The sequence below is a fragment of the Enterobacter sp. Bisph1 genome (assembly GCF_000814905.1).
Taxonomy (GTDB): Bacteria; Pseudomonadota; Gammaproteobacteria; order Enterobacterales; family Enterobacteriaceae; genus Kosakonia.
The window spans coordinates 21,406-33,946 of the sequence record NZ_JXAG01000053.1; the positions used below are offsets into that span (position 1 = coordinate 21,406).

At 56.1% G+C, this 12,541-nt stretch carries 11 protein-coding genes and 1 pseudogene; 5 read left to right on the top strand and 7 right to left on the bottom strand.

Annotated features, from left to right (window positions below; translation table 11 throughout):
* Positions 1-11 precede the first annotated feature (11 nt).
* Positions 12-848, top strand: coding sequence for an S-formylglutathione hydrolase (fghA, locus tag RW65_RS20520; protein WP_039058700.1), 837 nt, complete (start codon positions 12-14; stop codon positions 846-848).
* A gap of 79 nt (positions 849-927) precedes the next feature.
* Here the strand turns inward: fghA and RW65_RS20525 are convergent, their stop codons facing one another.
* Together RW65_RS20525 and yieE are read right to left on the bottom strand one after the other, a co-directional pair.
* Positions 928-2,397: an amino acid permease gene (locus RW65_RS20525; protein WP_039058701.1), complete on the bottom strand. Its 1,470-nt coding sequence runs from the start codon at positions 2,395-2,397 to the stop codon at positions 928-930.
* A 372-nt stretch (positions 2,398-2,769) separates the two neighbouring features.
* Entirely contained in the window at positions 2,770-3,636 is an 867-nt protein-coding gene (gene yieE, locus RW65_RS20530) for a DNA-binding transcriptional regulator YeiE (protein WP_039058702.1), read from the bottom strand.
* Between the two features lie 102 nt (positions 3,637-3,738).
* Between yieE and RW65_RS20535 the strand changes: the two genes are divergently transcribed.
* Both RW65_RS20535 and nfo read left to right on the top strand, forming a co-directional pair.
* Positions 3,739-4,788, top strand: coding sequence for a YeiH family putative sulfate export transporter (locus tag RW65_RS20535; RefSeq protein ID WP_039058703.1), 1,050 nt, complete (start codon positions 3,739-3,741; stop codon positions 4,786-4,788).
* Positions 4,789-4,859: 71 nt separating this feature from the next.
* Positions 4,860-5,717 (top strand): deoxyribonuclease IV, encoded by an 858-nt coding sequence (gene nfo, locus RW65_RS20540; RefSeq protein ID WP_039058704.1) that lies wholly within the window; start codon positions 4,860-4,862, stop codon positions 5,715-5,717.
* Between the two features lie 72 nt (positions 5,718-5,789).
* Here nfo and fruA read toward each other — a convergent pair whose 3' ends face one another.
* Genes fruA through fruB form a run of 3 tightly spaced genes read right to left on the bottom strand, consistent with a single transcriptional unit; the run spans position 5,790 to position 9,567 of the window.
* Positions 5,790-7,481, bottom strand: coding sequence for a PTS fructose transporter subunit IIBC (gene fruA, locus RW65_RS20545; protein WP_039058705.1), 1,692 nt, complete (start codon positions 7,479-7,481; stop codon positions 5,790-5,792).
* A gap of 16 nt (positions 7,482-7,497) precedes the next feature.
* Positions 7,498-8,436 (bottom strand): 1-phosphofructokinase, encoded by a 939-nt coding sequence (gene fruK / locus RW65_RS20550; protein ID WP_017458530.1) that lies wholly within the window; start codon positions 8,434-8,436, stop codon positions 7,498-7,500.
* The gene (gene fruB, locus RW65_RS20555; protein WP_039058706.1) at positions 8,437-9,567 is read right to left on the bottom strand and encodes a fused PTS fructose transporter subunit IIA/HPr protein; all 1,131 of its coding nucleotides are present in this window, start codon (positions 9,565-9,567) and stop codon (positions 8,437-8,439) included. It abuts the gene before it with no gap.
* 278 nt (positions 9,568-9,845) lie between these two features.
* On the opposite strand from fruB, the pseudogene RW65_RS22490 reads away from it, so the two are divergent.
* Positions 9,846-10,157 (top strand): annotated as a pseudogene (locus RW65_RS22490) (MFS transporter); the annotation flags it as partial.
* On the opposite strand, the gene RW65_RS20560 reads toward RW65_RS22490, so the two are convergent.
* Positions 10,154-10,408 carry a YkgJ family cysteine cluster protein gene (locus RW65_RS20560; protein ID WP_039058707.1) on the bottom strand — a complete coding sequence of 85 codons (255 nt, stop codon included), beginning with the start codon at positions 10,406-10,408 and terminating at the stop codon, positions 10,154-10,156. The pseudogene RW65_RS22490 and the gene RW65_RS20560 overlap by 4 nt on opposite strands.
* 161 nt (positions 10,409-10,569) lie before the next feature.
* Here RW65_RS20560 and yeiP point away from each other — a divergent pair, with 161 nt between their 5' ends.
* Positions 10,570-11,142, top strand: a complete 573-nt coding sequence (gene yeiP, locus RW65_RS20565; RefSeq protein WP_039058708.1) for an elongation factor P-like protein YeiP — start codon at positions 10,570-10,572, stop codon at positions 11,140-11,142.
* A gap of 69 nt (positions 11,143-11,211) precedes the next feature.
* Here the strand turns inward: yeiP and uxuA are convergent, their stop codons facing one another.
* Positions 11,212-12,402 carry a mannonate dehydratase gene (gene uxuA / locus RW65_RS20570; RefSeq protein ID WP_039058709.1) on the bottom strand — a complete coding sequence of 397 codons (1,191 nt, stop codon included), beginning with the start codon at positions 12,400-12,402 and terminating at the stop codon, positions 11,212-11,214.
* Positions 12,403-12,541 lie beyond the last annotated feature (139 nt).

Below are 12,541 nucleotides of genomic sequence, written 5' to 3' on the forward strand. Positions count from 1 at the left end.
AGGAGCCCCGCATGGAAATGCTTGAAGAGCACCGCTGTTTTGAAGGCTGGCAGCAGCGCTGGCGACATGACTCCAGCGTGCTGAACTGCACAATGACCTTTAGCCTCTTTTTACCGCCGCAATACAGCGACGCACCGCCGCCGGTGCTGTACTGGCTGTCGGGCCTGACCTGTAACGATGAAAACTTCACCACCAAAGCCGGCGCGCAGCGCGTGGCCGCCGAGTTGGGGATTGTGCTGGTGATGCCGGATACCAGCCCGCGCGGTGATCAAGTGGCCGATGCTGACAGTTACGATCTGGGTAAAGGTGCAGGGTTCTATCTTAACGCCACGCAGCAGCCGTGGGCCGATCATTACCGTATGTATGAGTATCTGCGCGATGAATTGCCGCAGCTTATCGAGTCACAATTCAACGTCTGCGATCGCCGTGCCATCAGCGGCCATTCGATGGGCGGACATGGCGCGCTCATCATGGCGCTAAAAAATCCGGGTCGCTATACCAGCGTTTCCGCCTTTGCCCCCATCGTTAACCCGATGCAGGTACCGTGGGGACAAAAAGCGTTTAGTGCTTATCTGGGGGACGATACCCGGCTGTGGCGGGAATGGGACAGCTGCGCCTTGATGCTGGAAAGCAGTGAGCAAGAGGCTGTTCCAACGCTTATCGATCAGGGCGATAGCGATCAGTTCCTCGCCGATCAGCTGCAGCCCGCGCGGCTGGCGGAAGTGGCGCGGCAGAAATCCTGGCCGCTGACGCTGCGCATTCAGTCCGGCTACGATCACAGTTACTTCTTTATTGCCGCGTTTATTGAAGATCATTTGCGCTTCCATGCGCAGTATCTGCTGAAGTAATCCCCGCCCCGGCAGCGTAACCGCCGGGGCAGAATTAAGCGCAAAAAAAACCCTCCGGACGGAGGGCTAAAGAGTGAATTTACTTGGTAAATCGTTCTGGAAACTCCATTTCGCTATAGCGTACGAAACGAGTGCCTTTGGTCCATTTATACCCCAACCAGATAATAAGGAACAGCGGGATCCCGATATAGGTGGCCGCGACCGCGCCCCAGTCAATGGTATCTGCGAGGAAGGCCTGATAATTCTGCCCAAGGGTGATTATCAGACACAGCACAAAGGCAAAAATCGGTCCCAGCGGGAAGAACCCTGAGCGGTACGGCAGGTCATCCAACGAACGGCCCTGGGCCACATAGCCGCGACGGAAACGATAGTGGCTGATAGCAATCCCCAGCCAGGCGATAAAGCCCGTCATCCCGGAAGTATTCAGCAGCCATAAGTAAACGGTCTGATTACCAAACATCGACGTCAGGAAGCACAGCCCGGCAATCACCGTAGTGGCATATAGCGCGTTACGCGGTACGCCGCCTTTCGACAGTCTGGAGAAAATGCGCGGCGCTTTGCCATCGCACGCCAGCGTGTAGAGCATACGCGTCGAGGCATACATACCGGAGTTACCCGCCGACAGCACGGCGGTCAGAATAACGGCATTCATTACCGCCGCCGCCGAGAGCAGTCCCGCATGCTGGAACACCAGCGTGAACGGGCTGACGCTAATGTCTTTCACATCATTACGCAGCAGGCTCGGATCCGTATAAGGAATAATCAGGCTGATGATTAAGATGGCGAACACATAGAACAGCAGAATACGCCAGAACACCTGACGCACCGCGCGCGGAATGTTCTTTTCCGGGTCTTCCGATTCACCCGCCGCGATACCGATAAGCTCGGTTCCCTGGAAGGAGAAGCCGACGATCATCGCCACGCCAATCATCGCCGAGAAGCCGCCGGCAAACGGCGCATCGCCTATCGCCCAGTTGCTCCAGCCGGTCGGTTTTTCGCCCTGGAAAATACCGAAAATCATCATCACGCCAACCACAATAAAGATGATGACGGTGGCGACTTTAATCAGCGAGAACCAATATTCCGCTTCGCCAAAGCCTTTCACCGAGATGTAGTTCAGCAGGAAAATAACCGCGAGGAACAGCGCGCTCCAGATCCAGCCCGGCGTATCCGGGAACCACCAGGTCATCACCAGCTGCGAGGCAACAAGGTCAACGGCGATAGTGACCGCCCAGTTGTACCAGTAGTTCCAGCCCAGCGCGAAGCCGAAGCCCTCTTCCACGTATTTCTGCCCATAGGTGGAGAATGAACCGGAAACCGGCATATACGCCGCCAGTTCGCCCAGACTGGTCATCAGGAAATAGACCATCAGGCCAATCAGGATATAAGAGAATAGTGCGCCGCCGGGGCCAGCGGAGGAGATGGTCGCCCCTGAAGCGACAAACAGGCCTGTTCCGATGGAGCCGCCAATGGCAATCATCGTCAGATGACGTGCCTTGAGTTCTCGACGAAGCGTGGGCGCTTCTGTGGTTTTAGTTTCGGAAACCATAAGAAAATGCTATCCATACAAAAAATGAGGCGCGATTGTAGCAAACGAAACGCAGGCCTTCCGGCATAAAACGCCTCTTATTAGAGACCTTCATGATCGCCTGCGGATTATAAGTAAAGCAGTGAATGATAAATGTTGCGAATCTGTAAACAAAATTATGAGGTGAGTGGGAACGAAAGGAGGTCTTCAGGCTGGGATGTGGCAGTTAGCGCTTATGTCACCCCGTCTGCTGGGATTTTCGCATCAGTGCAGGCTGACACACTTCCCGCGCCAGGTTTACCGGGACAGGCTATTTCACTAACCTGCCCCGTTTCAACGCTGTAGTGGGCCGGGGTTCGTCGCCAGCAATACAGAGCCAATACTGCCGTGAAATCAAATGTCACAGTAGCGGATAAAGCGGTTTAAGGCGCTGGAGAGATGCTTTTGCCGATGATGGATGCGCCACAGCGTACGCACCAGCCGGGGCAGTGGGATCGGCACTTCGACCAGGCTGCCGGTCTCCAGCTGTTCGGCAATCACCCGCCGCGACAGGCAGCTGATGCCCAGGCCATGGCGAACCGCGTGTTTAATGGCTTCCGAATTACCCAGTTCCATGCCGAGACGAAACTGCGGCAAATGCGACAGCAGTAAATAGTCGACAATTTCCCGCGTGCCGGAACCGCGTTCGCGCAGGATCCACGGCGCGGCGGCCAGCTGCTCCAGCGTGACACGCCCGTGCAACAGCGCAGACGATGGCGGCGCGAAAACTACCAGCTCATCTTCCAGCCACGGCTCGGCGATAATTTCGGCGGTATGGCACGGGCCTTCAATCAGGCCGATGTCGACGCGAAAATCCGCAACGGCGTTAATCACGTCCAGGCTGTTGCCGACGCTCAGCTCAAGCGGCAGATCGGGGAAATCCCGGCGATAATGGGCAATCACCTCCGGCAAGATGTAGTTGCCAATGGTGCTACTGGCAAACACGCGGATAGCGCCATTCTCTTCGCGAAACAGCTGCTCGATTTCCGTCGCCTGCTCCAGCGCCGCCAGGGCGCGGGGATAGAGCAAACGGCCATGTTCATTAACCACCAGGCGTTTGCCGACGCGATCGAACAGCTGCACGCCGAGCTGTCCTTCCAGATCCGTCAGCGCGGCGCTAACGGCAGACTGAGAGAGCGCGAGGCGCTGCGAGGCCTGGGTGGTGGAGCCGCTTTTCAGCACTTCAGCAAAAACTTCCAGCTGGCGTAATGTAATATGCATAACCGTTCGCTTACCACTTATAGAGATTGGTTATAAACATATAATCAATTTTACCTTTAAGCCAGTCCCCTTTACCCTTTTCATCGTTAAGAGGAGAAGGTTATGACTGACATCACAGTACACACTCGACGCCATCCGGCCTGGCATTTTATCCCCGGCTTGCTGCTGACCGGCTTGATTACCGTCGCGGCGCTGTGGCTGGGGGCGATCCCGTCAGTAGCGGGTTTGGGCCTGAGCGCCTTAACGCTGGCGATCCTTATCGGTATGGTTCTCGGCAATACCTTTTATCCGGCATGGCACGCCCATTGTGACGGCGGCGTGCTGTTCGCCAAGCAGCATCTGTTACGCCTTGGGATTATCCTGTATGGCTTTCGCCTGACCTTTTCGCAAATTGCTGACGTCGGCGTCAGCGGCGTAATCATTGATGTGCTGACGCTTTCAAGCACCTTTATGCTGGCCTGTTTTCTCGGGCAGAAAGTCTTTGGCCTGGATAAACAGACCAGTTGGCTGATTGGCGCGGGCAGCAGTATTTGCGGTGCGGCGGCGGTACTGGCGACCGAGCCGGTAGTTAAAGCACAGGCCAGTAAAGTCACTGTGGCCGTCGCCACGGTAGTGATTTTCGGTACGCTGGCGATCTTTATCTATCCGGCGCTTTACCCGCTGCTGGCCCAGTGGTTCGGCCCGGAAACCTACGGAATTTGGGTGGGTTCAACGGTGCATGAAGTGGCGCAGGTGGTTGCCGCCGGGCATGCCATTAGCCCGGAAACCGAGGATGCGGCGGTGATTGCAAAAATGCTGCGCGTGATGATGCTGGCACCGTTTTTATTGCTACTGGCGGCGCGCGTAAAACAACTTAGCCCGCAGGATAGCGGCGAGAAAAGTAAACTCACCATTCCGTGGTTTGCACTCGGTTTTGTCGCGATAGCGGTGTTTAACTCCTTTCACCTGTTACCAACAAACGTGGTCAACATGCTGAACACGCTGGATACGCTGCTGCTGGCGATGGCGATGGCGGCGCTGGGATTAACCACTCACGTCAGCGCGCTGAAAAACGCCGGGGCCAAACCGATGATTATGGGATTGCTGCTGTTTGTTTGGCTGATTGTTGGCGGCGGCGCAATTAACCTGGCGGTTCATCACCTGATGGCATAAACCACTACATCTCTTCCCTGTAGACCCGCTATGATGGGCGCTTTCCCCCGGCGGGTTTTACAGGAGTGTTTATGAAATACATTGGTGCGCATGTCAGCGCCTCCGGCGGCGTAGCCAATGCCGCTATTCGAGCGGCTGAAATTGGTGCCACTGCGTTTGCGCTGTTTACCAAAAACCAGCGTCAGTGGCGCGCCGCGCCCCTGAGCACAGAGACCATCGACGCGTTTAAAGCCGCCTGCGAACAACACCATTTCACCCCCGGTCAGATCCTGCCCCACGACAGTTATCTGATAAACCTAGGCCATCCGGTGAGCGAGGCGCTGGAAAAATCCCGCGAGGCGTTTGTCGATGAACTGGCCCGCTGCCAGCAACTGGGGCTGACGCTGCTGAACTTCCATCCGGGCAGCCATCTGATGCAAATTGATGAAGATAAATGTCTGGCGCGAATCGCCGAATCCATCAACATTGCGCTGGCGCAGACGCAAGGCGTCACCGCGGTGATTGAAAATACTGCCGGTCAGGGCAGCAACCTCGGCTTTAAGTTTGAGCATCTGGCGGCCATCATTGACGGGGTGGAAGACAAATCCCGCGTCGGCGTCTGTATCGATACCTGCCACGCCTTTGCCGCTGGCTATGATTTACGCAGCGAACAGGCCACGGCGGAGACCTTTACGGAGTTCGAACGCATAGTCGGTTTTCAGTACTTACGCGGCATGCATTTGAATGACGCAAAAAGTGGCTTTGGCAGCCGGGTTGACCGTCATCACAGCCTCGGCGAAGGCAATATTGGTCATGACGCGTTTCGCTGGATCATGCGCGATGAGCGTTTCGACGGCATTCCGATGATTCTGGAAACCATTAACCCGGATATCTGGGGCGAAGAGATTGCCTGGCTGAAAGCCCAGCAGTACGTTGAAACCCCTGCCTGAACCCCTTCCCTTACTGCACAAAGTATAAAAAAAGGGCCGCGATGCGGCCCTTCGTCTTTCTCAGTCAGGACATTATGCAACTTTCGCTACGGCTTCGTTTTCCGGGCGTTTCAGGAAGGCATACGCCAGACCTGCCACCAGCGTACCCGCCACGATTGCGAACAGGTAACCCAGTACCGGCGTGATAGCGCCTGGGATCAGCAGGACAAACAGACCACCGTGCGGTGCCATCAGTTTTGCGCCAATCGCCATGGAGATGGCGCCCGTCAGCGCGCCCCCGGCGATACAGCACGGCAGAACACGCATCGGATCGCGGGCCGCGAACGGGATAGCCCCTTCGGAGATAAAGCACAGGCCCAGCACCAGCGCCGCTTTACCGCCTTCACGCTGACCTTTGTCAAACTTGTTGCGGGCAACAAGCGTCGCCAGACCCATCGCCAGCGGCGGCACCATACCGGCTGCCATAATCGCCGCCATCGGTGCGTACGCCTGGCTACTCAGCAGACCGACACCGAAAGCGTAGGCCGCTTTGTTCACCGGACCACCCATATCGGTACACATCATGCCGCCGAGGATTGCGCCCAGCAGAACGGCGTTAGCCGTGCCCATGGTTTGCAGCCAGGAGGTCAAACCGGCAAGGATTTTCGCTACCGGCGTACCGATCAGGTAAATCATCGCTAAGCCGACTATCAGGCTGGAGACCAGCGGAATGATCAGAATCGGTTTCAGCGCTTCCATACTTTGCGGCAGCTTCAGGCCTTTACTGATACCTTTCGCCAGATAACCCGCGAGGAAGCCGGCGATGATACCGCCAATAAAACCGGAACCGGTGCTGACCGCCAGCATGCCGCCGATAAGGCCCGGCGTCAGACCCGGACGGTCAGCGATGGAGAAGGCGATAAAGCCGGCCAGCACCGGCACCATCAGGGCGAAAGCTGAACCGCCGCCGATTTTCATCAGCGCCGCCGCCAGCGTCCCTTCTTCTTTAAATGCGGTAATCCCAAAGGCAAAGGAGAGCGCAATCAACAGACCGCCTGCGACCACCATCGGCAGCATATAGGAGACACCGGTCAGCAGATGACGGTAAGCGCCCGCGCTCTCTTTTTTACCTTCCGCAGCGTCAGAAGCCCCTTTGCCCGACGGCTGATAAGGTTTCGCCTCAGCAACGGCTTTATCCAGTTCCTGCGCCGTTTTCTTCAGCGCGAGGCCCGTTGAGGTGCGGTACATCGGCTTACCGGCAAATTTCGCCAGATCCACTTCGATGTCGGCGGCAACCACCACCAGATCCGCCTGTGCCACCTCTTCTGCGGTAATGGCATTGCCAGCCCCGACGGAGCCACGGGTTTCAACTTTTACCCACCAGCCACGTTTTTTAGCTTCGGTTTCAATGGATTCCGCCGCCATAAAGGTGTGTGCAACACCCGTCGGGCAAGCGGTGATCGCCACGATGCGTTTCGGGCCTGCGCTGGCGGGAACGACCGTCGAGACAGCAGGCGCGACATAGGCTGCAGCGTGGTTTTTCGCTTCGCTCAGGAACAGTTCCGGATGCGCAACGGCGCGATTAATATCGCCCAACCACACTCTTTTGCCGTCCAGCGCGCTGTCGGCAGGTACTTGACGCCCCAAAACGATCGCCAGTTCAGCTTCGCCAGGGTTATCAATAAATTGCAAATTTGCTTTCTGCGCCGCCGCGCCCAGCAAGGTTTTCGCCATATACGCGCGAGCCTGCCCGAGTTCAGCGTCTATAATCAGCAGCGTTTTCATTATGCCTCTCCTGCTGTTAGTTGAAGGGTTTTAAGTCAACACGCGCCATCATCGCGGCTAACTGGGTACGGTCGGTAATCCCTACGTTACTCTGACTTACCGCCAGTGCAGCAACAGCGGTGGCCAGGCGTAATGTATGTTCACTGGATTCACGCATCAGCAGGCCATAAATCAGCCCGCCAACCATTGAATCCCCTGCGCCAACGGTGCTTACCACTTCCATTGACGGCGGTTTGGCAATCCATTCACCCGAAGCGTTAACCCACAACGCCCCTTCTGCGCCCAGCGAAATCACCACGTGGGCGATCCCCTGTTCGCGAAGGGCGTGAGCGGCTTCAATAACGTCCTTCAAGTCTGGCAATTTGCGGCCCGCCCAGATTTCCAGCTCGCGGCGGTTGGGTTTCACCAGCCACGGCGCGGCTTTCAGACCTGCGACCAGCGCGTCACGGCTGCTGTCGAAAATAATGCACGGGCACTGGCTACGCAGGCGCGTCATCCAGTCGGTAAAGGCTTCCGGGCTGACGCCGGACGGCAGGCTGCCGCTGACGCAAACCATATCGAACTGACCAAGCCAGGTCAGCGAGTCGTTAACAAAACGCTCCCAGTCGGCAGGCGTCACTTCAAAACCGGAGAAGTTGAAATCGGTGACTTCACCGTCTTTTTCCGTCAGCTTGACGTTGATGCGGGTACGCCCCTGCACCACCTGGAAACGGTTAGCAATGCCCAGCTCGCTGAACAGTTGCTGAAAACCATCCTGATTGTCTTTACCCAGGAAACCGCCCACCGTCACATCGATGCCGAGATCTTTCAGCACTTTCGCGACGTTGATCCCTTTCCCGGCCGCATGCAGGCCGGTGGTGCGTACGAGATTGACTTCGCCGCGTTCAATCTCCGGCGTGAACCCCACCAGATCGTAGGCTGGATTAAGGGTAATTGTTGCTACGCGTCTGCTCATTTATGCTCCCTCCCCGAGACCGGCGGCAATTGCTTCGCCAATCGCTTTCAGCGCCTGTTCCGCATCATCGCCCTGGGCGGTGAAACGCAGACGGTGTCCTTTTTTCACGCCGAGCGCGACCACTTTCATCAGGCTGCGGCCGTTAGCCGGTTTACCGCTGCCATCAAGATTGGTCACGGTAATTTCACTGTTGAACTGCTTAATGGTATTCACCAGCATAGTGCCCGGACGCGCGTGTAAACCGTGCTCGTTACGCACCACAAACTCGGCGCTCAGCACATCTTCAGCCACGGCATCGTCGCTGGTCAGCAGCGCCAGCAAGGTAGCGGCATCCGCATCCACCAGCAGGCCGCCTTTATTGTTCAGCAGCAGTTCGCTCAGGCGCTTGAGTACCGAAACCGGCTGCTCATCAACCATCGCCACGCTAACCAGCAGCGCGGCACGTTCGCCGTCCACTTCAAACGAGCTTGCCGCACGGCTTACGGCGACGGCGCTGAGCAGGTTGCCTTCAGCACTGTCGTTCAGCCAGATGCCTTGACCCAGGTTCAGCGGTTTTTCGTTAATCGCGCGGGTAACATAGGCAGCGTCAACGGCACCCGCTTCTTTCAGGCGCGCAGCGTTCAGCGCCTGTAGGGTGATCAGGTCGCTGGCGGCAACATCGAGGGTTAAAGTTTCGTTATCGAGTTTCAGAGAAGCGCCCTGCTTTTCGCCCATCAGCAACGCGCGCAGCTCTTCAGCTGTGGTGGCGGATTGCAGCTGGGCGGCAACGGAATCATCGCTCAGCACATGGGTCAGCTGACGCAGCAGACCAAGATGTTCATCGGAGCTGGCGGCGATACCGATGGCGACATAAGCCACCTGGCCTTCGCTCCATAGAATGCCCTGCGGGAACTGGAAAACTTTTACCCCGGTTTTCAGCACCTGGTCGCGCGTGTCGGTGGTACCGTGAGGAATGGCGATGCCATTACCGAGATAGGTTGAGGTTTGCCCTTCGCGCGCCAGCATGCCGTCGACATAACCGTCGGCGACGTTACCTGCCTGCGCCAGTGCTGCGGCTATCTGGCGGATGGCCTCTTCTTTATTACCGGCCTGCTGGCCGGGATGAATGTCCTGAACGGATAACTGGAACATGTGACCCTCTCTCGCTGAATTGAATCGTTTCAGCTTTGCTGGGAAATAATTCGCCACCGACGCTGTTCAGACATAACGTGATGACGCTGAAACGTTTCAAGAAGTCTTCACCTTTTTTATTCCGCTAGCAAGAATTCTCTTAATTCTCATCACAGAATTTTGAGGTACTGCACATTTCGTCAGCACGTACGGCTCATTTGCTGAAGCAAAATATTCCTTCAGCTTTTAACGTTCAGCATCCATCAGCCTTAAGGCAATAGTTGAAATACAGTTTTAATTTATTGAGGTTTAAACGGCGTGGCGGGGATCTTATCTTTGCTGGAGTGCTGACGGCAGAATCGCCGATGCTGCTTGCCTTGCAGCCGCTAAATGCTATCTATATCGGCATGCTCTGTTTGCAGGATCTGATGCCCGGCCAGGCGGGTTCTGCGACCACCCTTTATACTCATACCATGCGCGCTGGCTGGATTATCGCCGGTTCAGTGACCGGCGTGGCGGCGGAGAGCTGGCGCTAGAATACGGTGTTCTGGATAGCGCGGGCGATGACGCTCGCCACGCAAGTCTGTCTCAGCCGTATCAGAGATAGTTAAGGCGCGGTTTGGCGTTCAAGGTCGAGCAGATAGACGAGCGCCTGTTCGCGGTTTGTCCCGCACATCTCGCGGTCCGGCTGCAGACTGGCGCACACTTTCGGGCGCAGCGGCGAGGTAAATATTTTGCAGCGCTGTTGTTCGTCAAGCTGAACGCAGGGAGTATTGGCCGGTTTACCGTTGGGCATGCCGGGGATCGGGCTACTGATGGACGGGGCGGTACAGCAGGCTCCGCAGTCCGGGCGGCATTCCATAGAAACTCTCTTTAATCAGGCGCGCGGGCTGCGCGTAGAGGGGCAAGCTACCATCTTTTATCCAGTGAACGCAAAACTCTCCAATTCCACTTGCCTGAAAAGGCCCTCGCGAGTAGTTTGTCGCGATATTTTCGTTATTTTCAATTTACAGGACCCTTGCAATGCCAAGAGCGAACGAAATTAAAAAAGGTATGGTGCTGAATTACAACGGCAAACTGCTGATTGTGAAAGATATTGATATTCAGTCACCGAGCGCCCGCGGCGCGGCAACCCTTTACAAAATGCGTTTTTCCGATGTCCGTAGCGGGCTGAAAGTAGAAGAGCGTTTTAAAGGCGACGATATCCTTGATACCGTGACCCTGAACCGTCGTTTTGTCGACTTCTCTTATGTTGACGGCAACGAATACGTGTTTATGGATAAAGAAGACTATACGCCGTATACCTTTAATAAAGAGCAGATCGAAGAAGAACTGCTGTTTATCCCGGAAGGCGGCATGCCGGATATGCAGGTTCTGCTGTGGGATGGCCAGCTGCTGGCGCTGGAACTGCCACAGACGGTGGATCTGGAAATCGTGGAAACCGCACCGGGTATTAAAGGCGCTTCCGCCAGCTCCCGTACCAAACCGGCAACCCTTTCCACCGGGCTGGTGGTGCAGGTACCCGAGTATCTGACCACCGGCGAAAAAATCCGTATTCATATCGAAGAGCGCCGCTATATGGGCCGCGCTGACTAATACGGCAAGGCATTAAAAAAGCCACTTCAGTGTGAACTGAAGTGGCTTTTTACTTTCCGCAGAACCCTATCAGAGCAGGTCGCGGAACACGGTTTTTTTCAGCGCCAGCTCAACGCCGCGCACTTCCGCCATCCCTTTCAAACGACCGATCGCCGAATAGCCTGGGTTGGTTTTCTTGCGCAGATCGTCCAGCATCTGATGGCCGTGATCCGGGCGGAACGGAATCGGACGCAGATCGCCCGCTTTTTTACGGCGCTGCTCTTCGCCCAGAATGGCGGCCACCACCGACACCATATCCACATCGCCTTGCAGGTGCGCCGCTTCATGGAAGGTTTTCGGGTTATCTTCGCGGCAGGTTGAGCGCAGATGGGTAAAGTGAATGCGATCGCCAAAGGTCTCGATCATCTGCACTAAATCGTTATCCGCACGCACGCCGTAAGAGCCGGTGCACATAGTGAAACCGTTATTGATGCTGTCGACCGCCTCTTTTAGCCACTGCATATCTTCGAGAGTCGAAACAATACGCGGCAGGCCGAGGATCGGGCGCGGCGGATCGTCCGGATGCACCGCCATTCGCACGCCCACTTGCTGGGCCACCGGTACGATAGCGCGCAGGAAGTAGGCCATGTTTTCACGCAGCTGCGCTTTGTCGATACCGTCATATTCAGCAAGACGGGCGTGGAACTGCTCAAGGGTGTAACCCTCTTCAGCGCCCGGCAAACCGGCAATAATATTGCGCGTCAGCTTTTCCACTTCCGCTTCGCTCATGGCGTTAAAGTACGCCTGCGCCTGACGCTGTTCTTCGTCGCTGTAATCGGCTTCGGCACCTTTGCGCTTCAGAATATGCAGCTCGAAAGCGGCGAAAGCGATCTGGTCAAAACGCAGCGCTTTGGAGCCGTCCGGCAGCTCATATTCGAGATCGGTACGCGTCCAGTCGAGGATCGGCATAAAGTTGTAGCAGACGGTATCAATACCGCAGGCCGCCAGGTTGCGGATGCTTTGCTGATAATTGGCAATCCAGGTATCGTACTGCCCGGTGTGGGTTTTAATCTCTTCATGCACCGGAATACTTTCTACCACCGACCAGACCAGCCCTTTTTCCGCCAGCAGCGCCTGACGCGCCTTGATCTCTTCCACCGGCCACACCTGGCCGTTCGGAATATGGTGCAGTGCGGTCACGACACCTGTTGCGCCTGCCTGACGCACATCATCAAGCGATACCGGATCGTTCGGTCCATACCAACGCCAGGTTTGTTCCATTGCCTTACCCTCTACAAAGTTGTTATACCAATGCATATTACATCATGACGACTACCATACATGCTTAACGATAACGGTCAAATCTTCCCACCACAATGATTGATCCAGCTCACATTCCCCGGATAATTACGGCATACCA